The sequence below is a fragment of the Rhizobium sp. AG207R genome (assembly GCF_027109195.1).
Classification (GTDB): Bacteria; Pseudomonadota; Alphaproteobacteria; order Rhizobiales; family Rhizobiaceae; genus Rhizobium; species Rhizobium dioscoreae.
In genome coordinates this window covers 288,274-309,498 of record NZ_JAEPVT010000010.1, presented here as the reverse complement: position 1 = coordinate 309,498, position 21,225 = coordinate 288,274, and the positions used below count along the sequence as shown (strand labels likewise).

The window sequence follows — 21,225 nt, the reverse complement described above, 5'->3', positions numbered from 1 at the left end:
CTGCGCCGGACATCACCCGTCAGCAGTTCAACGTGTCGATACTCGTTAGACATAAGCATGTCCTCAAGCCTGTGCTTGAGCCTTTCTGCTTATGCCGACTGTCCGGTCAGAACGGGGTGCAGTTCACCGATGATCCAGAGGAGCTTATGGATTATCAGGTAAGTTTTTTTCAGAGATAAATTTGGAAGATTGTGTCTCCCCGCGGCACGGAGAGACGATGGCATTCAGCAAGAGCAAGCATACGAGCCGGCTCGACTTTTCCATAACTCAGCCAGCCAACGCTGCCTTGTGCTCTTCGAAGAAGCTGCGCAGCGTCTGCGGTTCTTTGCCTGTGAGCTTGTTGAAGTCGTTGGTGAGGATGTCGAATTTGCCGGCGCGAGTGTTGGCATCGGCAGAGACGAGCATGTCGACGACGAATTTCGGCAGGCCGGCGCCGGCGAGACCGGCAGCGAACTGTTCGTCATTGACTTGCACGACTTCGAGCGGACGGCCGGTAATCCTGCTGACGACACTTGCCACATCCTCGATGGTGACAGCGGTCGAGCCTGTCAGTGTGTAGGTGGCGTTGTCGGTTGCGTCGGATGCCAAGGCGGCGGCAATCGCGAGCGCGCAATCTTCGCGGCTGATGTTGCTGATACGGCCACCGCCGATCGCGGTGTACCACTTGCCGGTTTCGAGGCTGTGCGGCAGGCCTATCAGGTAGTTGTCGAAGTACCAGGCGTCGCGCAGGATCGTGTAGCCGATGCCGCTTGCCTTGATGGCGTTTTCGGTGCCGAGATGGTCAGGTGCGAAGGTGACGAGCGAACCGTCCGGGGCTGGCATTGAGGTATAGAGAACATGCTTCACGCCCGCCTTCTTCGCGGCTTCGACGGCAGCCGTGTGCTGCTTCAGGCGCAGGCCGGGGACGGCGAGCGCATCGGTGCTGATGATCAGCAGCCGGTCGATACCGGCAAAAGCAGCAGGCAAACCAGCGGTATCATCGAAATCGGCCTTGCGGGTGACGACGCCCTTGGCGGCGAGATCGGCAAGCTTTTCGGGGCTGCGCGTTGCGGCGACGATGCGGCCGGGAGCGACCTTGTATGTCTCCAGCAGGTGATGAATGACGCGCTGGCCAAGCTTACCGGCGGCGCCGGTGACGAGAAGAGTGCTGCTCATATGTTTTCCCTTGTTGGACCGCCGCACATTAACAGCGGTTTGTTGCTCTCAAAAAGAGACTAGCACTAGAATAGGAATTGACTTCATGGTGTAAAGGAGGCAGTTTTTGGGCTCCAAGTTACCAAAAGGGAACCGGCATGGCAGCCAGCGCCGTCGTCAATCTGCGCAGCAAAAATCCGCCGCTGCGCGACTTCGATCTCAGCAATCTTGATTTCGGCAATTGCCCCGTCCGGGACCTGATCTCGCAGATCGGCGGAAAATGGTCGGTGCTATTGCTGGAAACACTGGCCAAGCGACCGTATCGTTTCGGCGAACTGCGTCGGCTGGTGCCCGATATTTCCCAGCGCATGCTGACGCAGACGCTGCGTGACCTGCAGCGCGACGGCTATATCGACCGGGAGGTATTTCCCACCAAGCCGCCGAGCGTCGAATATCGGATGACAGAACTCGGCCATTCGCTGTACGAGCCGCTGGCTCATCTCCTGAATTGGGCAGAAGCCAATCACGAGGCCGTCAAGGCCGCCCGCGCCCGTTTCGATCAATCGCCGGACTGAGCCGCCCATCGTGAAGCCTTTGAAGATTGCTATCGTCGGCGCCGGACCTGCCGGCCTTGCCGCCTCTCTCTTTCTCACTCGCGCTGGTCATACCACCGATATCATCGAACGGTTCGATAGCCCGGCTCCCGTCGGTTCGGCGCTAATGCTGCAGCCGACCGGATTGACGGTGCTTGAGTCGCTTGGGCTTGGTCCGGCGATCCATGCGGCCGGCAATCGCATCGATCGATTGTTCGGCACGGAGACCACTCGCGGCCGCATCGTCCTCGATGTGCGCTACAACGCGCTGCCGGGCGGGCGCTACGGGCTTGGCGTTCATCGTGCGGCGCTGTTCGATACGCTTTACGACGAAGTCTCTGCACGGCGACATCCGATCCATACGGGACAGCGTGTTATCGGTGTGACGGAGGAGGGTGGTGAATGCTTTCTCTCCGTCGAAGGGGATGGGCGCCTCGGGCCTTACGATCTCGTCATCGACGCCAGCGGGGCGCGCTCGGAACTGGTCGCGGCCTCGCCCGTCGCGCCGCGTGCCCGCAACCTTATTTACGGCGCTTTCTGGGCGACGCTCGATTGCCCCGAAGGGTTGGTGGATCGAGCGGCGCTGACGCAGCGTTATGACAAGGCCAGCGTGATGATCGGCGTCTTACCGATCGGCAGTAGAAGGCCGGATTTGCCGAAGCAGGCGGCTCTGTTCTGGAGCTTGAAAGTCGCTGACGCCGATGAGGTACGCAAGCGTGGGCTTGAGCGCTGGAAGCAGACGATCCGCGGCTACTGGCCGGAATGCGAGCCCTTACTGGAGCAGATCATCGATTGGGACCAACTGACGCTGGCGCGCTATGCCCATCGCACTGTGATGACGCCCTATAGCGGACGGACTGTCTTCGTCGGCGATGCGGCCCATTCCACCAGCCCGCAGCTCGGGCAGGGTGCCAACATGGCGTTGCTCGATGTCGCGGCTCTGGCGCATGCTCTGGCAGGACATGAAACCATCGAAGCCGCTCTTGCTGCCTATGCCAAGGCGCGGTGGGTGCATGTGCGGCTTTTTCAGCTGCTCTCTGCTGCCTTTACGCCCTTCTACCAATCGGATTCGGCAGCATTGGCCTGGATCCGAGACCGGCTGGTCGCGACCATTTCCAAAGTGCCTCCCGCGCCCCAGATCCTGGCGGGTATCGTTTCAGGCACGCTGGTCGACCCGTTCCATGGCGCCGGTTTGCGGGAATGTGACTGGCTGCGGCCGGCTCTACCGCAGCCATCGTAATCATTTCTCTCGCTCGAGCCTTTCCGCTTTTCTCCGCATAGCGGAAAGGCTCTACCCCTTTATTTCCAAGTAATTCCAGACGGAAAACCGCTATGCACTTTTCCTGGAATTGCTCTCGGTCAGGAAGGCAAGCAGCGCAATGACCGGGAAGGCGACGCCGATCCAGGAAGCCAGGTTCCAGCCGCCGGTCGCATAGGCCCAGCCGCCAAGCGCCGAGCCGAGGGCGCCGCCGGCGAAGAAGGTCGCCATGTAGAGGCCGTTGAGGCGGCTGCGATGTTCGGCGCTGAGCGCAAAAATGGCGCGTTGGCCGAGCACGAGGTTCGTCTGGACGCCGAAGTCCAGCATGATCCCTGACAGCGTCAAGGTGATGAGTGCCAGCAACGAGCCGCTGCCGGAAAAATGGCCGATCAGGAAGGCGACGATGGCGATCGTCAGAGCGAAGGCGGTGGCAAGCTTCGTCCAGCCGCGATCGGCAACACGTCCGGCAATCGGCGAGGCGACTGCCCCCGCCGCGCCGGCAAGCGCGAAAAGGGCGATACCATTTTGCGTCAGACCGAAGGCCGGGCTCGCCAGCAAGAGCGGTGTCGTCGTCCAGAACAGGCTGAAGGCGCCGAACATGCAGGCCTGGTACAGCGCACGACGCTGCAGGACCGGTGTGCGAAGCGCGAGGTGGCCCATGGAGGACAGCAGCTGCCCATAATGCAGCCTCGTATGGGGCACGCGGGTCGGCAGAACAAGGCGCAGGATGACGATCAGGCCGACCATGACGCCGGCCGAGATGATATAAACGGCGTGCCAGGAGAGAAGCTCAGACAGGAAGCTCGCAGCCGGGCGGGCGAGCATGATGCCGACGAGCAGGCCACTCATGACATTGCCGACGATAGCGCCGCGGCTGGCGTCCGGCGCCATGTGGGCGGCAAAGGGGACAAGGACCTGCACCGCGACGGAAGCCAGGCCGATGCAGAGCGAGGCGAGCAGGAACAGCGACGGCGAGGAGGCAAAAGCTGCGCCTATGAGCGCGATAGCAGATAGCGCTACCAGCGTCAGCACCAGCTTGCGGTTCTCAAGAAGGTCGCCGAGTGGGACGATCAGCAACAAGCCGAGGCCGTAGCCGATCTGCGTCAGGGTGACGATAAGGCCGGTCGCCGCCGGGCTGAAGCCGAGCGACTGGCTGATGGGACCGGCGAGCGGCTGGCCGTAATAGAGATTGGCAGCCACCAGCCCGCAGGCGGCGGCGAACATGAATGTGAGAAGCGGCGAAATGGTCTTTTCGGGGAGCGGCGTGCTCTCCCGTCGGGCAGCGGCAGTTGCGGGCATGTTTCGTCCTCGATGCGGGCAGGGAAGCGTGTCCCCCGAAATTTCGATGGAAATCAGTTCAGCAGTTTCATGGCCGTTTCGGCGACGGCGAGCATATGTTCGGCCTTGCGGCCGGTCTTGCCGATCACGCGCATGCCCTTCGTCAGGGCAAGCAGGGCGCAAGCGGTACTTTCGGGATCGACATGCTTCGGTATGGAGCCATCCTCATGTCCGAGACGGATCAGATTGAGGATGCGCCTTTCGTCGAAATCGAAGGCGACGCCGACACGGCCGGCAACTTCTTCGTCGAAAAGCGCAAGCTCTGTCGCGCTTCCAACCACAAGGCAGCCGCGGCGGCCGATCTCGCCGCATGAGGCCTCCGCGAAGAACCTCACCAAAGTCCGTAGCTTTTCATGGGCATTCGGCGCCTTGGCAAGCGCGTCGTCGATCAGCTGCTGACGGACTTGGCGATACCTGTTGAATGCGGCCAGGAAGACGCCGCGCTTGTCGCCGAAAGCCTTGTAGACGCTGCCTGCGGTCAGCCCCATGGCTTCGGTCAATTCGCTGATCGAGGCTGCATAATAGCCGCGCTCGGAAAAGACGCGCAGTGCTTCATCGAGCGCGGAATCCATGTCGAATTCACGCGGGCGTCCACGAAGCTTCGGTGCGGTATCGAGAGTGTCTATCGTCATGCCACTCTTTTTAGGAAATGATCGTTTCCAAATCAAGCGATTTTTTGCGCCGCAGCAAGACATTGCGAGAATGGCGGTGGCTGGTTTCGTTATTCGTGGAAAAACGCCATATGGATCGCGTCTTTATAACGTCCGTCTATGCGGACGGAATTGCGTGCGAGACCCTCGCGGACGAAGCCGACTTTTTCGTAGAGCGCGATGGCTCTGTCATTGTCCGCATGGACGCTGAGTTCGATGCGTTCTATTTCCGCATCACGCGCGGCGCGCAGCGTTGCTTCGATCAAGCGACGACCTAGGCCCTTGCCGCGATAGGCGGGGATGATGCCCATGCCGAGTTTGCCGGCGTGGGCGTGAGAGGGAAACATATGGCGGCTGATATCGCACCAGCCGACCACTTTCCCATCGGCCAAGGCAACGAACTGCGGATTGCGGTTCTCGATCATGCGGAGGACGAAGGCGCGCATCTCTTCCAATGGAAAAGCTTCGAGCAGCGACAGATATTCCCGCTCGCGCGCGACCGTATCAAGCGCCTTGTGAAAGCCTTCGATATGATCGGCTGATATGGGCTGTATCTGGATTTCGCTACTTGCGGTCATCACTGGTATCTCAATGCAAATCAGGGAAGCATCGAAGATAAGGGCGAAGCCACAGTGTGTCTATCCGTGCAGACGGTCAGCGATGTCTTACAGATCGAGCACCCAAGTCTGGCCGTTCAATTCCGGGCCGAACATCCGATGCCGTTCCTCCGCCACAAGCCTGAAGCCCGCCTTGATGTAGATCGCCCGCGCCGTGTCGAGGATATCATTGGTCCAGAGCGAGAGTGTTCTGTAGCCGGCGTCGCGCGAGAAGCGGATGCACTCGTCGACCAGTATCTTACCGAGACCGAGGCCGCGTGCGGTCTTGTCGACATAGAGCAGCCGAAGCTTCGCCATGTCGTCACCGCCATCGGTAATCATGACGGAGCCCACGTTCAGGCCGCTTCGCTCGGCAATCCAGCATCGGTCCTTCTGCGGATTGAAATTGGACAGGAATTTACCGGCGACTTCGGCCACCAATCCCTCGAAGCGGTCGTCCCAGCCGAATTCTTCGGTGTAAAAATGTGCTTGGCTTTGTACGATCCAGCCGATGTCCCCCGCTCGATGGTTGCGGATGATGGTGGGGGGCGCTGCGGTTCGATCAGGGCCCAGCGTGTCCTGGATCGTCCGCATTGCCGCCACGATACGCTCTGGTTCTCCGATCGCGAGCTTTTCGAAATATCCGGCGATCTGCGCGCGTGAGCGGCGGACGAATTCCTCGAATTGCGCCTGTCCCTTATCGGTGACCTTTATGACCTGGCTGCGCGCATCGGTCGGATCGGGCGTCGTCTCGACCAACCCATCCTCGCGGAAGCGCTTGACGATACGGCTGAGATAGGCGGGGTCGAGATGGAGATCGCGCGTCAGCGCCGAGGCGGCGACGCCGCCGCGGAAGCCGACTTCGAATAGCACGCGCACATCCGTGAGGGTATAGGGGCTGTCGAGATAGGCCTTGTTCAGGACGCCGAGAAAATTCGTGTAGGAGCGGTTGAAGTCGCGAACGGCATCGATGGTCGCGAATTCGGCAGCAGGACTCATGGCATCGTCTCCTCAGATACAGGAGACGATGTTGGCTATTTATTGGACTCAGTCAAGTAAATTGATTGGACTCAGGCCGCGCAGCTGCTGCGAGCTTTTTCATTCGCGAGAGCAAAATCCACAGCCGCTTCCGCATGGATCGTCGTCGTATCGAAGCCCGGCAGGATCAGCGCCTTCGGATCGAGGATGAGGCAGATCTCGGTGCAGCCGAGAATAACGCTGTCGGCGCCTTCGGCCTTGGCGCGTTCGATGATGGCGTTCAGCTTCCGGCGCGACTCGTCCTTGATGATGCCGGCGCAGAGTTCGTTGAAGATAATATCGTGCGTGACGGTGCGATCCTCGGAACCGGGGACCATGATGGAGACGCCGTTTTCAGCCATGCGCTCGGCATAGAAGCCATGTTCCATCGTGTAGCGCGTGGCGAGCAGTAGCGGCTTCACGCGGCCTGCTGTCTTCAAGGCGGCGGCAGTCTCATCGATGATATGGATGAGCGGCGCGGAAACGCGTTCGGCAACCTGAGGTGCGATCAGGTGCATGGTGTTGGTGCAGATGAGCACGCATTCGGCACCGGCCGACTGCAGGCGCTGCGCGGCATCGGCGAGCCGGTTGGCGGCATCGTTCCAGCGCCCCGCCTTCTGTAGCGCGACGATTTCTTCGAAATTGACGGAGTACATCACCAGTTCGGCGGAGGAGAGGCCGCCGAGGCGCTCGCGGACCATTTCGTTGATCAGGCGATAATAAACTGCAGAACTCTCGAAACTCATACCGCCGATCAGGCCAATGGTGCGCATAATGCTGTTCTCCGCTCGTGGATGTTGAATGGAGGAATAGTGCGGTGATTCATCCGCCGTATGTTTGCGTTTTTTGAAGCTTATCAGGATCTCTCTGCAAAAGTTTGCGCATTTTTCGATTTATGTGCAAAATAACGGCGCATACATAGGGAATTACCGCACATGCTGGACGAACGTGACCGAAAGATTCTCGAATTTCTGCAGGCGGATGCCGGCATCTCCGTCACCGAACTTGCCGATCGTGTGGCCTTATCGGTCTCGGCCTGCTCGCGGCGCATACAGCGGCTCGAGGAGAGCGGGCATATAGCCCGGCGCATCGTTGTGCTCGACCGCGAAAAAATGGGGGTGCCGACTACGGTCTATGCGATGATCAAGACGGCGCATCACGCCGACGAGTGGATCGAATCCTTCCGCAGGGTTATCGGTGACATCCCCGAAATCGTCGAGGCGCATCGGCTTACCGGCAATTATGATTATATCCTGAAGATCGTATTGCCGCGTGTCGAGCATTACGATGTCATCTACAAGCAGCTCGTGCGTAAGGTCGAGCTCTTCGACGTCTCCGCATCGATCTCGATGGAGGAACTTAAAAGCGGCGCCTCCGTTCCTGTCGGGTATGCGCAATAGGCGCCTTGCCGTATCGTAGCCGTGCAGAGGTGCCATGCATAAAAGACGGTTGCTGCATATCCTTCTCAACCCTACGTTTTTGAGCAGCTTAGTCGCGAGGTGTTGCCATATGCAGGATCATCATGTTGTTGTGGTCGGAGGTGGTTTTGGCGGGGTACAGCTCGCCAACGATCTGAAGGGTGCCCCCGTCCGCATCACGATGATCGATCGGCGCAATCATCACCTCTTTCAGCCACTCCTCTATCAGGTTGCGACCACTCTGCTTGCGACTTCCGAGATCGCCTGGCCGATCCGCAACTTTTTCCGCGATCGGCCTGAAGTGACGACGCTGCTTGCCGAGGTCGTCGGCGTCGATAGCGCGGCGCATGAGGTGCTCCTGAAGAATGGCCAAAAGGTCCATTACGACACGCTGGTGCTGGCAACCGGCGCTACTCATGCCTATTTCGGCCATGACGAGTGGGAGCCGGTGGCGCCGGGATTGAAGACGCTGGAGGATGCGACCACCATCCGCCGGCGCCTGTTGCTGGCCTTCGAGCAGGCGGAAATGGAAAGCGACCCAGCTGCCCGCGAGGCGCTCTTGACCTTCGTGATCGTCGGCGCGGGTCCTACCGGCGTCGAGCTCGCCGGCATCATCTCCGAGCTGGCAAGGACGACACTGCCGAAGGAGTTCCGCAATATCGATACCCGCAAGGCGAAGATCATCCTTGTCGAGGCCGGCCCACGGGTGTTGCCGGCTTTTGCGCAAGAGCTCTCCGACTATGCGCACAAGGAACTGGAACTGCTGGGTGTCGATGTTCGCTTCGGCAGACCCGTCACCTCATGCACCGCGGAGGGCGTGACGATCGGCGATGCATTCGTGCCATGCCGCACCATCGTCTGGGCGGCGGGCGTCGAGGCATCGCCGGCGGCAAAATGGCTTGGCATTCCAGCCGATCGTGCCGGCCGAGCCATTGTCGATAAGGATCTGAGGGCGCCAGGCAAAGACGATGTTTTCGTCATCGGCGATACGGCAGCCGTCATGCGGGACGATGGCAGTCCGGTGCCCGGGATCGCTCCAGCTGCAAAACAGCAGGGCTCTTACGTTGCCAAGGTGATCAAGGCGAAGCTTGCGGGCCGACCAGCGCCGGGGCCATTTCACTATCGCCATCAAGGCAGCCTGGCGACGATCGGTAAAAGTGCCGCGATCATCGATTTCGGCTGGATCAAGCTTAAGGGCTGGCTCGCCTGGTGGGTCTGGGGCCTCGCCCATATCTATTTCCTGATCGGCGTTCGCTGGCGCATCGCGGTCGCCTGGAGCTGGCTGTGGATCTATATCAGCCGGCAGCACAGTGCCCGGCTGATCACGCAGCGGGAAAGCATGCGCGAAGAATAAGGGAGGGCGGCGTCCGGATCGGACGCCGCCCTTTTCGGCTTATGCCAGCGAGGCGATGTCGATCACGAAGCGATAGCGGACATCGCTCTTCAGCACGCGCTCGTAAGCTTCGTTGATGTCCTGGATGCTGATCTTCTCGATTTCCGAAACGATATTGTGCTCGCCGCAGAAGTCGAGCATTTCCTGAGTTTCCTTGATCGAGCCGATCATGGAGCCGGAAAGGCTGCGGCGGCCCGGAATGAGCGAGAAGGCATGAACCGGAACGGCATGTTCGGGAACGCCGAGCAACACCATGCTGCCGTCATACTTCAACAGGTTGAGATATGCGTTCCAGTCGATGGCGGTTCCAACCGTATTGAGGATAAGGTCGAAGCTGCCGGCGAGCTTGGTGAAGGTCTCGGCATCGCTGGTCGCATAATAATGGTCGGCGCCGAGCTTGAGGCCATCTTCCTTCTTCGACAGCGTCTGGCTCAAGACGGTCACATCGGCGCCCATGGCGTGCGCCAGCTTGACGCCCATATGGCCGAGGCCGCCCATGCCGACGATAGCGACCTTCTTGCCCGGTCCGGCTTTCCAGTGGCGCAGCGGCGAATAGAGCGTAATGCCGGCGCAAAGCAGCGGAGCACCTGCGTCGAGCGGAATGTTGTCGGGGAAGGAGAGGACATAGCCTTCCTTGACGACGATCGAGTCGGAATAGCCGCCGTAAGTCGGTGTCTCGCCGTCCGCTTCGACGTCGTTGTAGGTCTGAACGAGGCCCGGCATGTAATGCTCGTAGTCCGGGTCGCGCGTGGCGCAGGTCGTGCAGGAATCGACGAAGCAGCCGACGCCGACGCGATCGCCGACCTTGAACTTCGAAACCTTGGAGCCGACGGCGGTCACGATGCCGGCGACTTCATGGCCGGGAACCATCGGATATTTCGAGAAACCCCATTCGTTGCGGGCCTGGTGGATGTCGGAGTGGCAGACACCGCAATATTGAACGGAGATGACGACGTCGTCCTCGTTCGGATCGCGGCGTTCGAAGGTGAAGGGGGTGAGCGGTTTGGACGCGTCGGTCGCGGCATAACCCTTTGCGATAGGCATGGGGAGTTCCTTGATTTTGGAGAGGGTGGGAGTGGAATTGAGATGCTGGACTATGCACCGAGATCGGGCATCGGCGTTAGAGCGATCCTGCAAGCTTTATGTACGATCCTGCGAATCTAAATGCGCGGTGCATCTTTCGCGATCGAACGGTGTTACCTAGATAGGTATCGATATCTGCTCGAAAACAGTTGGTTGCGCATGACATTGCCTTTCAATCCCAATCAGGAACTCGCATCGATCGTTGCACGTTTCGCTCCGGGGGACGGCGAACACCGCACGCCGATAGGCAGTCTTAATCTCTATCGGCAGTCGGCCGCGACCGTGTGGCAGCATGGGGCTTACCGGCCCTGTTTTGCAATCGTGGTCCAGGGACGCAAGCATCTGACAATCGGCGCCGAGACCTACAGTTACGGAGTCGGCGAGTATATTTTGACTGCGCTCGACCTGCCTGTATCGACGCAGGTCACCAATGTCGGCAGCGATACGCCTTATCTTTGCTTCGGCATGGCGCTCGACAGCGAACGCTTGAAGGAGCTGCTGTCGCGCGTCAGCATTCCGCGTCAGGCACTGACTGCCGAGCCTGTGCGCGGAATTGCGGTCAATGCCGCCTCGCCGGAACTGCTCGATGCCTCGCTGCGCCTGCTTCGATTGCTTGATCGGCCCGAAGATATTCCGGCCATGGCGCCTTTGATCGAGCAGGAAATCCTCTATCGCCTGCTGATCGGCCCGAACGGACCTCGTTTGCTGCAGATAGCCATGGCAGAAAGCCAGACCAACCGAGTGGCGCGTGCCGTCGCGTGGCTCCGCAACAACTATACACAGCCGTTGCGCATCGAAGAGCTCGCCGAGCGTGTCGGCATGAGCGTTTCCTCGCTGCATCACCATTTCAAGACCGTTACGGCCCTCTCGCCGATGCAGTATCAAAAGCAGCTTCGGCTGCATGAGGCGCGGCGGCTGATGATCGTCGAACAGCTCGACGTCGGATCGGCCGGCCACCGCGTCGGCTATCAGAGTCCCTCGCAGTTCAGCCGGGAATATAGCCGCCTTTACGGCCTGCCGCCGCTGAAGGATGTCGAGGCCATGCGCAATAGCGTTGTCGCGGCCGAGTAGGTGATGTTTCCGACCAATCATTTGCGTCAAGTTCTCTTGATCGACTGGCCGGCTCGTGGCAACCGCTACCGTTTAGCAACCTGACAAGCACTCTCTTTTTAACGCAGTGCAGCAACGAATTCCGCTTGACGATTGCATCGGTGTCCTGCATAAAGCGCCACGAACCGTACCGTACGGTACGCATTTGGGAGTGGCCATCGTGCTGAGCGAAGTAGGACAGTCGAGCGAGTTTTCGCCGCGCCAGAACGCGGTTCTGGAACAGGCGCTGCGTCTGCTCGTCGACGGCGGCGAGAAGGCGCTGACGACCTCGGGTGTCGCGCGCGCCGCCAATTGCTCCAAGGAAAGTTTGTATAAGTGGTTTGGTGACCGCGACGGCCTGCTGTCTGCGATGATCACCTACCAGGCCAGCAAGGTTCGCACCTTCGAGCGCAATGGCGAACGGCTGAATACGGCAAGCCTGCATGACCATCTCGTCATTTTCGCCCGCGATCTGCTCGAGGTTCTGGCCGGGGACGTTTCACTTGCGTTGAACCGTCTGGCGATCGGCCAGTCGAACCGCGATGGCTCGAAGCTCGGCAAGCTGCTCCTGGAGCGCGGACGCCGGCAGATCGACCGCCGCGCCATCGGTCTCATCGATGCCGGCAAGCGGGCAGGGCTGCTACGCTTTACCGATGCAGACGAGGCATATCATACGCTTTATGGGCTCATCGTCTCCGATTTGCATGTGCGCATGCTGCTCGGTGAGCCCGGTTTGAAGGATACGAGCCGTCAGGCTGAGAAAGCGGTCACCGCTTTCCTCCGGCTTTACGGCACGGAAAAGGTATTGGCGGAAGCGGCAGCGACCGTCTGAGACTTAGAAGTTTACCCAGACAAGCAAAGGGAAGGACAAACAATGCGCGTCTATTACGATCGTGATGCCGATCTCAACCTCATCAAGTCGAAGAAGGTCGCCGTCATCGGCTACGGTTCTCAGGGCCGCGCGCACGCGCTGAACCTGAAGGACAGCGGCGCACAGAACGTTGTGATCGCGCTCAAGGCCGGTTCCCCGACCGTCAAGAAGGCCGAAGCCGACGGCTTCAAGGTCATGACCGTTGCCGAAGCTGCCGCCTGGGCCGACCTGATGATGATGGCGACCCCGGACGAGCTGCAGGCCGACATCTACAAGTCCGAAATCGCTCCGAACATCCGTGACGGCGCTGCGATCGCTTTCGCCCACGGTCTCAACGTTCACTTCGGCCTCATCGAGCCGAAGGCTTCGGTCGACGTCGTCATGATCGCTCCGAAGGGCCCGGGCCACACGGTTCGCGGCGAATACCAGAAGGGCGGCGGCGTTCCCTGCCTCGTTGCCGTTCACCAGAACGCTTCCGGCAACGCCCTTGAACTCGCTCTCTCCTACGCCTGCGGCGTCGGTGGCGGCCGTTCGGGCATCATCGAAACCAACTTCCGCGAAGAGTGCGAAACCGACCTCTTCGGCGAACAGGTCGTTCTCTGCGGCGGTCTCGTCGAGCTCATCCGCGCCGGCTTTGAAACGCTTGTTGAGGCCGGTTACGCTCCGGAAATGGCCTATTTCGAGTGCCTGCACGAAGTGAAGCTGATCGTCGACCTGATCTATGAAGGCGGCATCGCCAACATGAACTATTCGATCTCGAACACGGCCGAGTGGGGCGAATACGTCACCGGTCCGCGCATCATCACCGAAGAAACCAAGGCTGAGATGAAGCGCGTCCTCAAGGACATTCAGACCGGCAAGTTCACCTCCGAGTGGATGCAGGAATACCGTTCGGGCGCTGCCCGCTTCAAGGGTATCCGCCGCAACAACGACAGCCACCAGATCGAAGAAGTCGGCGCCAAGCTGCGCGGCATGATGCCCTGGATCGGCAAGAACAAGCTGGTCGACAAGAGCGTCAACTAAGCTTTCGGCGAGAGCCGCATAGGAGGCCGGGGCGTAAGCTCCGGCCTTTCTATTTATGGGCCGCGACGTAAAGCCATCTTGTCGGCTCGCCGTCGAAACCGCCTCCGTCGGCTTCGGTCATGATGATGTTCTTCCATCCTCCGGCGCTCAACATAGCCTCAAGCCATCCGGGGGAAGGATAGTTGTAATAGCGTCCGAACTTGTCATGCCCATCCGCTTCTCCTGCCTTGAAGCTGGCGTGGAAGATGCCGCCCGATTTCAAGGCACACAAAATGCGATCGAAGATATCCGGCAGGGCAGATCGCGGAACATGCAGGAGGCTGGCCTCCGCCCATATGCCGTCGAAGATTTCGGTGGCATCCAAGTCTTCGAAACGCATGACTCGAACGGGCTTGCCAAGACGCTTTTCCGCTTCCCTGGCAAGCTCTGCTGAACCGTCCGTGGGCGTAACGTCGAAGCCGCGCGAGAGCATATAGGCGGCATCCTGACCAGCGCCGCAACCCAGTTCGAGAATGGCTGCGCCCGTCGGCAGGGCGGCCAGAAAGGCATCCAGCCTCTGGCGCGGCAGCCTGCGTTCACGCGCCGCGTAGACGGCGGCGTTGTCGGTATAGAAGGACGATGTCGGATCGGTGCTCATGCCTGGTTGGTGCCTTTTTCGAGATGTATCGCGTTTAAGCGGAAAAGGACAAATATCTATTGTGCTTTGCCAAAATAGACCACGCGATCCAGGTCCTTGAAATGGGCGTCCAGCGTCAGAATGTCGGCGTCGTGCAGTTCGGCCGTGGCGTAGATGATTGCGTCGGCGAGTGCGAGTTTGTGTTTCGCCGAGACTTCGGCAGCGCGACGGGCGAGGGCGGTATCGAGGGGAGCTATGATGCAGGTGGCGGTATAGGCGAAAAAGGAATCGACTGCGTCCTCGCCGCGCTCGCGCTCCAGCCATTTGGCGAGTTCGAGCTGGACGATGGTGGGGACGATGCATTCGGTTCGCGCAGGTATTTCGCCCTGGAGCCGATCTGCAGCCGGACCTTGGGTTAGCCATTCGATCCACGCCGAGCTATCAACGACGCGCATTAGAACCGGTCTTTCCGGTCGCGGTAATTGCCGGGGTTGGCACCCTTCGCCATGCCCTTAAGGTCGGCAAGTTCGGGTACGGGGATAAGCAGCACGCCCTTGCCCTTGGGAATGAAGATGAACTCCTGACCCGCAGTCCAGTGCTGCTGGTCGCGAACTTCTTTCGGGATCGATATCTGAAATTTCGTGGAGAGGGTTGCTGTGGCCATTCTTACGTTTTTCCGATCGATGGATTGAGCGTAAGAATAGCACCTAGAGAGAGAAATGTGTAGGTCATTTCAGACGCGATCTAGCATCGATGACCGGCAAGGCTGCGATCGTTTCGAGAGTTGTTTGTCACCGTCACAAACAAAATAGGTCAGCATTATTGACTTATCTTTTGTTGCGTGATCTTGTGTCAGAAAGACCAAAAATTGCGAGGAAGCCCCATGTTGAATTGGGAAAATATATTTGCGACGCGTTCGAGCCGTATGCGTGCCTCCGAAATCCGCGAGCTGCTGAAACTCTTGGAGCGGCCGGATATCATCTCTTTCGCAGGCGGCATTCCCGATCCGGCCTTGTTTCCGGACGCCGAATTCAAGCAGGCCTATGCCGATATCTTTTCCGGCTCGACTGTCAATGCAGCGCTGCAGTATTCGGTCAGCGAGGGCTACAAACCGCTGCGCGAATGGCTTGTCGGCCAGATGGGCGCACTCGGTATTCCCTGCGAGCTCGAAAACGTCTTCATCGTTTCCGGCTCGCAGCAGGGTCTCGATTATCTCGGCAAGCTCTTCCTGTCGCCGAAGGATACGGCGCTGGTGACAGCGCCGACCTATCTCGGCGCGCTGCAGGCCTTCAATGCCTATGAGCCGACCTACGACCAGCTGACGCCGAATGGCAATCGCACGCCGGATTCCTATCGCGCCGCGGCTTCACAGGCCGGCGGCAGGGTGAAATTTGCCTATCTCTCGGCCGATTTTGCCAACCCGACGGGTGAGACGGTCGATCTCTCCGGTCGCGAGAAGCTGCTCGGCCTTGCCGAAGAGCTCGATATCGCCGTCATCGAAGACGCTGCGTATCAGTCGCTGCGCTATGACGGCGAGCCGGTTGCGCCCATCCTGGCCCTGGAAATCGCGCGCAAGGGCAGCATCAACGACACGCGCACGATCTATTGCGGCAGCTTCTCGAAGACGCTGGCGCCGGGCCTTCGCGTCGGCTTCATCGTCGCCAACGCGCCCGTCATCCGCAAGCTGGTGCTGATGAAGCAGGCGGCAGACCTTCATTCATCGACCATCAACCAGATCGCCATCCACCAGGTCGCCGAGCGTGGGTTCGAAGCGCAGGTCGCCAAGATTCGCAAGGCCTATAGCCATCGCCGCGACTGCATGTTGGCCGCGCTTGCGAAATACATGCCTGATGGTACGAGCTGGACGAAGCCGCAAGGCGGCATGTTCGTCTGGATCACCCTGCCGAAGGGTATGGACGGCGCCAAGCTGCTTGCACGGTCTCTCGAAACGGCGAAGGTCGCCTTCGTGCCCGGTCAGGCCTTCTTTGCCGACGGTAGCGGCGCGAATACCTTCCGCGTCAGCTTCTCCTGCGCCAATGACGAGATGATCGAAGAGGGCATCTCGCGGCTCGGTAAGCTGATTGCCGGTGAGATCGGAGCGATGGCGGCCTAGCCGCCATTGCAGTTTTTTACTTGGCCAGATGCGGGCCGATCAGAGCCAGATCGGCCTCGCTCAGCCGATCGCTGGCGGTATTGCGCTGGTGCCAATAGGGATACATCAGCGGCTGCAGGCTGACGTCGTCGAGCCGCTTGCGCTCCTCGTCCGTCAGCTTCAGCTCGGCGCTGGCAAGATTATCCTTGAACTGCGCCTTGGTGCGGCCGCCGATGATGACCGAGGTCACGCCCTTGCGACCGATGAGCCAGGCAAGCGCCACCTGGGCCGCCGACACGCCGCGACTGTCGGCGATCTCGACAAGCGTATCAACGATATTCCACAGGCGGTTTTCATCGCGGATCGGTGGTTCCGTCCAGCCGGCGAACTGGCGCGTACCCTCGGGCGTCGCCTGATTGCGGCGATGCTTGCCTGAGAGTAGGCCGCCGGCAATCGGGCTCCAGACGAGAATGCCGAGACCCTGGTCGATACTGATGGGCACCAGCTCGTTTTCCGCGTCGCGTGCTTCGAGCGTGTAATGGATCTGCTGGCTGACGAAGCGTTCGCGCTTGTTGCGCTCGCTGACGCCGAGTGCCTTCATGATGTGCCAGCCGGAAAAGTTCGAGCAGCCGATGTAGCGGACCTTCCCCTGGCGAACCAGAGTGTCGAGCGCCTCCATCGTCTCTTCCAGCGGCGTCTGTCCGTCCCACTCATGCAGCTGGTAGAGATCGATCACATCGGTCTTCATGCGCCTCAGGCTTGCCTCGCAAGCCTGGATAAGATGCTGGCGGGATGAGCCGACATCGTTGACGCCCGGCCCCATTGGGAAGCGCGCCTTGGTGGCGATGAGCACGCCGTTTTTGCGCGGGCCGCCGATGATCTCGCCGAGAATTTCTTCCGATGCGCCTTGCGAGTAGACGTCGGCCGTATCGAGCAGATTGACGCCGGCATCCACACACATGTCGACGAGCTTCTTTGCTTCCTTGACGCCAAGATCGCCAACGGTTTTTGCCCAGCCGACTCCACCGAACGTCATGGTGCCCATGGTGATGGTGGAAACTTTAAGGCCGGAGCGGCCAAGCAGGCGATATTCCATAGATCTATCCTCCTCGATCCCGTCTGAAATACGTGCCTCAGCAAATAGCGCCGGAGTGCCGCGGTCAAGATTCAATCATCATACGAACGGCAATCTATTCAAATTCAACTGTCACAATCATGTTAAGCCCTGCGTCTAGACAACCTCCTAGAACCTAGTTGAGGACGTTTTCATGAAGACCTTTGTTTCCGCCTTTGCCGGCCTGTTGGCCATTGCCCTTTTCTCCGGCAGCGCCAATGCCGCCGATCTCGTCCTCTATACCAGCCAGCCGAATGCCGATGCGCAGACGACGGTTGATGGCTTCATGGCCGCCAATCCCGGCATCAAGGTCGATTGGGTACGCGACGGCACGCCGCAGATCATCGCCAAACTGCAGGCCGAAATGCAGGCCGGCGCTCCGGTTGCCGATGTCCTGCTGATCGCCGATACGGTGACCCTGGAGCGCCTGAAGGAAGCCGGCAAACTGCTCGCCTACAAGTCACCGGAAGCCAAGAACTACGATGCCTCGCTCTATGACGCCGATGGTTATTACTACTCCACCAAGCTGATCACGACCGGCATCGTCTACAACACGGCGGCCGCAATGAAGCCGGCAAGCTGGCAGGATCTGGTGAAGCCCGAAGCAAAAGGCTTGGTCGCCATGCCGAGCCCGCTTGCCTCGGGCGCCGCTCTCATCCACGCACAGACGCTTGCCGGCGTCAGCAGCCTCGGTTGGGATTACTACAAGAACCTGGCCGACAACGGTGCGATCGCCTCGGGCGGCAATGGTGCCGTGCTCAAGTCGGTTGCTTCTGGCGAGAAGGCCTATGGCATGATTGTCGACTACATGCCGATCCGTGAAAAGGCCAAGGGCGCTCCGCTGGAGTTCGTTTTCCCGAAGGAAGGCGTTTCGGCCGTCACCGAGCCGGTCGGCATTCTTGCCAGCACGCAGCACGCCGATGCGGCCAAGAAGTTTGTCGATTACGTCCTCTCCGAAAAAGGCCAGGAAGGCTTCTTGAAGCTTGGGTATATTCCGGCCCGCAATGGCACGCCGCTGCCGGAAGGTTTTCCGGCACGTGACAGCATCAAGGTTTTGCCGTTGAATGCAGCCGATGCTCTCAAGAACACGGATCAGGACCTGAAGACCTTCTCCACCTACTTCAAGTCGAAGTAATCCGGCCCGGATCTGGAATGTACTCATATGTGCGTCGAGGAAACAGCCAGCCGGCCTGGCTGTTTCCTTTTGTTGTTGCCGTCGTGCTTTTGCTCAGCGTCCTGCCGCTGGCGCGGCTGGCGTTCGTCGGCATCGAGGCGCTGCTCAAAGGCGACACCTATGAACTCGTCACCGATCCCTCGCTCTGGCGCTCGGCCTGGTACACGATAGAAACAGCTGTGCTCGGCACCGTCGTTTCCGTCTTGCTCGGCTGCCTCTTCGCATTCCTGCTGACATTGACAGATTTGTCAGGCAGGAGATTGCTCGGTTTCCTCTTCGTGCTGCCGATGATGATCCCGCCGCAGGTGACGGCGCTCGCCTGGGTACAGATGTCAGGACCGTCGAGTCCCTTGCTGAAAGCGCTGCATATCGCGCCGCCGCTCGGCTCGCCGCAGCCGCTCTATTCCGTTGGCGGTATTGCGCTTCTCTACGGCGTCCAGCATGCGCCGCTCGTCTATCTCGCGTTGCGCGCTGGCCTGATGGCGCTGCCGCGTGATGGTGTCGAGGCCGCGAGGCTTTCTGGCGCGTCCGGCCTGCGTGTCTTTCGTGATATAATCCTGCCCTTGTCTCTGCCCGGTGTCATTGCAGGCGCCGCGATCGCCTTCGTCTCGTCTATCGGCAATTTCGGCATTCCCGCGATCCTCGGCATTCCCGCGTCGATCTACACTCTGTCGACGCTGATCTTCACCAAGTTTTCCAATTTCGGGCCGCGTACATTCGGCGATATCGCGGTGCTGTCGACGATGATCGCGGTCATCGCCGTTGCCGGCCTTGCGGTACAGGGCAGGGCCTTGAAGGGCCGTGACTATCGCGTCATCGGCATTTCCGGCGCGACGGCCACCTTTTCGCTCGGTCGCTGGCGCTTTCTGGCGCTACCGGTGCTTTACGCCGTCCTGTTCGTCATGCTTGTCGCGCCCTTCCTGGCGCTGGTTGCCGGCGCGCTGGTGCCGGCCTATGGCGTGCCTTTGACCTTCAAGACGGCATCGCTGAACGCCTTCACCGAAATACTGTTTCGGCAGAGCATAACGCGCACAGCCTTTTCCAATTCGCTGTTTCTAGCTGGCATGACAGCTTTTGGTCTCCTGCTGGTGACAGTGCTCGCGGCCTATGCGCTGACGCGGCGCAAGGATGCGCTCAGCCGCATCGTTGGCGGCATGATCGAGATCCCCTATGCGCTTCCCGGCATCATCATCGCGGTCTGCTTCATCCTGGTGTTTGCCGCCCCTTTGCCGGTCCTCGATGTCACGCTGTACGGCACGATCTGGATCATTCTGCTTGCCTATTTCTCCGCCTATTTCGCCGTTAGCCTGAAGCCGGTCATGAGTGCCTTCCTGCAACTCGATCCGGCATTGGAGGAGGCGGCGCGTCTTTCCGGGGCTGGCTTCTTCCGCCGACTTATGGATATCATCGTGCCACTGATTGCGCCGGCGGCGGGCGCGTCGGTGATCCTGGTCTTCCTTATCGCCTGCAACGAACTCACTGTTTCGGCGCTCTTGTGGTCCGCCGGCACACAGACGCTCGGCGTCGTCATTTACAATCTCGACGATGGCGGCAGTGCCGACCTTGCCTCGGCCATGTCGGTTATCGTCATCGCCATGGTCGTCATCATGATGGTGCTTCTGGAAATCATGGCCAAGCGCCTGCCGAAGGGAGTGGTGCCTTGGCGAAGCTGATCCTCAATCATGTCAGCAAGGATTTCGGCACGGGCGGGCGCTCTGCCGTCAACGCCTTGTCGCTCGATGTGCGTGAAGGCGGCTTCCTGGCGCTGCTTGGCCCCTCGGGCTGCGGCAAGACGACCGTACTCAGAATGATCGCCGGTTTCGAACAGCCAACGGATGGCTCCATTCATCTCGGAGAGCGGCTGCTGGCGGATGCTGCAAATATGTTGCCGCCGGAGCGGCGCAACATGGCGATGGTGTTTCAATCCTATGCGCTCTGGCCGCATATGAACGTATCAGACAATGTCGGTTATCCGCTGAAGGTGCGCGGCATTTCCGGCGAGCGTTACCGAGAGAAGGTGCGCGAGGCCTTGGCGACCGTGCGGCTTGACGATTATGCCGAGCGCCGGCCAGCCGATCTCTCCGGTGGTCAGAGGCAGCGCGTGGCGCTTGCTCGCTGCCTAGTGACATCGCCCGATGTCGTGCTGCTCGACGAGCCTCTTGCCAATCTCGATCGCCATCTAAAGAAGGAGATGGAGGAGACGTTTCGCGAGTTTCACCAGCGCTCAGGTGCCACCATGGTTTATGTCACGCACGACCAGAGCGAAGCGATGGCGCTTGCGACCGATGTCGCCGTCATGTCCGAAGGGCGGCTCCTGCAGGTGGCGCCGCCGGCGGAGATCTATGCTCGCCCTGAAGGGAAACTGGTCGGCGGCTTGGTCGGGCAGGGCGCCATCCTGTCGCTTGCTTTTCCCGATGGCGGTCCGCGCCGCATCGACTGGCCGTCCTTCCTAGGCCTGTGGGAAAATCGGATAGGCGGCTCGGCCAGCGCGGATATTCTCGTGCGGCCTGAAGACGTGGTTGTCGACGGGGAGGGCATTTCATGCCGCGTCGATTCCGTTCTCTATGAGGGCGAGCGCTATGCGCTGAGATTGTCTATGCCGGATGGACAGGTACTGCGTGCCTATAGCCGCGATGCCGTCATCGCTGGCGACGACTACCGGGTCGCCATCCGCTCGGCCTGGCGGCTTTGATCGGGCAAGGGACAAGATGGTTGTTCCCTGTCGCCTCCTATGCTTGATTTGCTCCACGTCACGAAGGGGAGTCG

22 protein-coding genes are annotated in these 21,225 nt (G+C 60.0%); 11 read left to right on the top strand and 11 right to left on the bottom strand.

Annotated features, from left to right (window positions below):
- Positions 1 to 267: 267 nt before the first annotated feature.
- Positions 268 to 1,155, bottom strand: coding sequence for an SDR family oxidoreductase (locus JJQ51_RS24300; RefSeq protein ID WP_269245391.1), 888 nt, complete (start codon positions 1,153 to 1,155; stop codon positions 268 to 270).
- A 137-nt stretch (positions 1,156 to 1,292) separates the two neighbouring features.
- Between JJQ51_RS24300 and JJQ51_RS24295 the strand changes: the two genes are divergently transcribed.
- Both JJQ51_RS24295 and JJQ51_RS24290 read left to right on the top strand, forming a co-directional pair.
- Complete coding sequence (locus JJQ51_RS24295) at positions 1,293 to 1,709, top strand: winged helix-turn-helix transcriptional regulator (RefSeq protein WP_113354506.1); 417 nt, start codon at positions 1,293 to 1,295, stop codon at positions 1,707 to 1,709.
- A gap of 10 nt (positions 1,710 to 1,719) precedes the next feature.
- Positions 1,720 to 2,967 (top strand): FAD-dependent oxidoreductase, encoded by a 1,248-nt coding sequence (locus JJQ51_RS24290; protein WP_152092684.1) that lies wholly within the window; start codon positions 1,720 to 1,722, stop codon positions 2,965 to 2,967.
- Positions 2,968 to 3,057: 90 nt separating this feature from the next.
- Here JJQ51_RS24290 and JJQ51_RS24285 read toward each other — a convergent pair whose 3' ends face one another.
- The 5 genes from JJQ51_RS24285 to JJQ51_RS24265 form a co-directional block, all read right to left on the bottom strand.
- A complete protein-coding gene (locus JJQ51_RS24285; protein ID WP_269245390.1) occupies positions 3,058 to 4,284 on the bottom strand; it encodes an MFS transporter in 1,227 nt (408 codons plus the stop codon).
- 53 nt (positions 4,285 to 4,337) lie between these two features.
- Positions 4,338 to 4,955 carry a TetR/AcrR family transcriptional regulator gene (locus JJQ51_RS24280; RefSeq protein ID WP_113332976.1) on the bottom strand — a complete coding sequence of 206 codons (618 nt, stop codon included), beginning with the start codon at positions 4,953 to 4,955 and terminating at the stop codon, positions 4,338 to 4,340.
- A gap of 89 nt (positions 4,956 to 5,044) precedes the next feature.
- Positions 5,045 to 5,551, bottom strand: a complete 507-nt coding sequence (locus JJQ51_RS24275; protein WP_269245389.1) for a GNAT family N-acetyltransferase — start codon at positions 5,549 to 5,551, stop codon at positions 5,045 to 5,047.
- An 87-nt stretch (positions 5,552 to 5,638) separates the two neighbouring features.
- The gene (locus tag JJQ51_RS24270) at positions 5,639 to 6,568 is read right to left on the bottom strand and encodes a bifunctional helix-turn-helix transcriptional regulator/GNAT family N-acetyltransferase (RefSeq protein WP_145632656.1); all 930 of its coding nucleotides are present in this window, start codon (positions 6,566 to 6,568) and stop codon (positions 5,639 to 5,641) included.
- A 71-nt stretch (positions 6,569 to 6,639) separates the two neighbouring features.
- Entirely contained in the window at positions 6,640 to 7,359 is a 720-nt protein-coding gene (locus JJQ51_RS24265; RefSeq protein ID WP_145632659.1) for an aspartate/glutamate racemase family protein, read from the bottom strand.
- A gap of 162 nt (positions 7,360 to 7,521) precedes the next feature.
- Between JJQ51_RS24265 and JJQ51_RS24260 the strand changes: the two genes are divergently transcribed.
- The gene (locus JJQ51_RS24260; protein WP_112721097.1) at positions 7,522 to 7,986 is read left to right on the top strand and encodes an Lrp/AsnC family transcriptional regulator; all 465 of its coding nucleotides are present in this window, start codon (positions 7,522 to 7,524) and stop codon (positions 7,984 to 7,986) included.
- A 109-nt stretch (positions 7,987 to 8,095) separates the two neighbouring features.
- Positions 8,096 to 9,358, top strand: coding sequence for an NAD(P)/FAD-dependent oxidoreductase (locus tag JJQ51_RS24255; protein ID WP_113354514.1), 1,263 nt, complete (start codon positions 8,096 to 8,098; stop codon positions 9,356 to 9,358).
- Positions 9,359 to 9,397: 39 nt separating this feature from the next.
- On the opposite strand, the gene JJQ51_RS24250 is transcribed toward JJQ51_RS24255, so the two are convergent.
- A complete protein-coding gene (locus tag JJQ51_RS24250) occupies positions 9,398 to 10,441 on the bottom strand; it encodes an NAD(P)-dependent alcohol dehydrogenase (RefSeq protein ID WP_145632662.1) in 1,044 nt (347 codons plus the stop codon).
- A gap of 198 nt (positions 10,442 to 10,639) precedes the next feature.
- On the opposite strand from JJQ51_RS24250, the gene JJQ51_RS24245 reads away from it, so the two are divergent.
- The 3 genes from JJQ51_RS24245 (at position 10,640) to ilvC (ending at position 13,463) form a co-directional block, all read left to right on the top strand.
- Complete coding sequence (locus tag JJQ51_RS24245; protein WP_145632666.1) at positions 10,640 to 11,551, top strand: AraC family transcriptional regulator; 912 nt, start codon at positions 10,640 to 10,642, stop codon at positions 11,549 to 11,551.
- Between the two features lie 199 nt (positions 11,552 to 11,750).
- Positions 11,751 to 12,401 (top strand): TetR/AcrR family transcriptional regulator C-terminal domain-containing protein, encoded by a 651-nt coding sequence (locus JJQ51_RS24240; protein ID WP_069612824.1) that lies wholly within the window; start codon positions 11,751 to 11,753, stop codon positions 12,399 to 12,401.
- Positions 12,402 to 12,443: 42 nt separating this feature from the next.
- Complete coding sequence (ilvC, locus tag JJQ51_RS24235) at positions 12,444 to 13,463, top strand: ketol-acid reductoisomerase (RefSeq protein ID WP_069612460.1); 1,020 nt, start codon at positions 12,444 to 12,446, stop codon at positions 13,461 to 13,463.
- A gap of 49 nt (positions 13,464 to 13,512) precedes the next feature.
- On the opposite strand, the gene JJQ51_RS24230 is transcribed toward ilvC, so the two are convergent.
- Genes JJQ51_RS24230 through JJQ51_RS24220 form a run of 3 tightly spaced genes read right to left on the bottom strand, consistent with a single transcriptional unit; the run spans position 13,513 to position 14,743 of the window.
- A complete protein-coding gene (locus JJQ51_RS24230) occupies positions 13,513 to 14,100 on the bottom strand; it encodes a class I SAM-dependent methyltransferase (protein WP_145632668.1) in 588 nt (195 codons plus the stop codon).
- A 56-nt stretch (positions 14,101 to 14,156) separates the two neighbouring features.
- Positions 14,157 to 14,534 (bottom strand): type II toxin-antitoxin system VapC family toxin, encoded by a 378-nt coding sequence (locus JJQ51_RS24225; protein WP_145632671.1) that lies wholly within the window; start codon positions 14,532 to 14,534, stop codon positions 14,157 to 14,159.
- Positions 14,534 to 14,743 (bottom strand): AbrB/MazE/SpoVT family DNA-binding domain-containing protein, encoded by a 210-nt coding sequence (locus JJQ51_RS24220; RefSeq protein WP_145632674.1) that lies wholly within the window; start codon positions 14,741 to 14,743, stop codon positions 14,534 to 14,536. The genes JJQ51_RS24225 and JJQ51_RS24220 overlap by 1 nt, the downstream gene beginning before the upstream one ends.
- 219 nt (positions 14,744 to 14,962) lie before the next feature.
- Between JJQ51_RS24220 and JJQ51_RS24215 the strand changes: the two genes are divergently transcribed.
- Positions 14,963 to 16,192, top strand: a complete 1,230-nt coding sequence (locus JJQ51_RS24215; protein WP_145632677.1) for an aminotransferase-like domain-containing protein — start codon at positions 14,963 to 14,965, stop codon at positions 16,190 to 16,192.
- Positions 16,193 to 16,208: 16 nt separating this feature from the next.
- Here JJQ51_RS24215 and JJQ51_RS24210 read toward each other — a convergent pair whose 3' ends face one another.
- Positions 16,209 to 17,267, bottom strand: coding sequence for an aldo/keto reductase (locus tag JJQ51_RS24210; protein ID WP_145632680.1), 1,059 nt, complete (start codon positions 17,265 to 17,267; stop codon positions 16,209 to 16,211).
- Between the two features lie 172 nt (positions 17,268 to 17,439).
- On the opposite strand from JJQ51_RS24210, the gene JJQ51_RS24205 reads away from it, so the two are divergent.
- The 3 genes from JJQ51_RS24205 to JJQ51_RS24195 are packed head-to-tail and all read left to right on the top strand — an operon-like array spanning position 17,440 to position 21,151.
- Positions 17,440 to 18,420 (top strand): ABC transporter substrate-binding protein, encoded by a 981-nt coding sequence (locus JJQ51_RS24205; protein WP_145632687.1) that lies wholly within the window; start codon positions 17,440 to 17,442, stop codon positions 18,418 to 18,420.
- A gap of 17 nt (positions 18,421 to 18,437) precedes the next feature.
- Positions 18,438 to 20,132: an ABC transporter permease gene (locus tag JJQ51_RS24200; protein WP_145632690.1), complete on the top strand. Its 1,695-nt coding sequence runs from the start codon at positions 18,438 to 18,440 to the stop codon at positions 20,130 to 20,132.
- Complete coding sequence (locus JJQ51_RS24195; protein ID WP_145632693.1) at positions 20,120 to 21,151, top strand: ABC transporter ATP-binding protein; 1,032 nt, start codon at positions 20,120 to 20,122, stop codon at positions 21,149 to 21,151. The genes JJQ51_RS24200 and JJQ51_RS24195 overlap by 13 nt, the downstream gene beginning before the upstream one ends.
- Positions 21,152 to 21,225 lie beyond the last annotated feature (74 nt).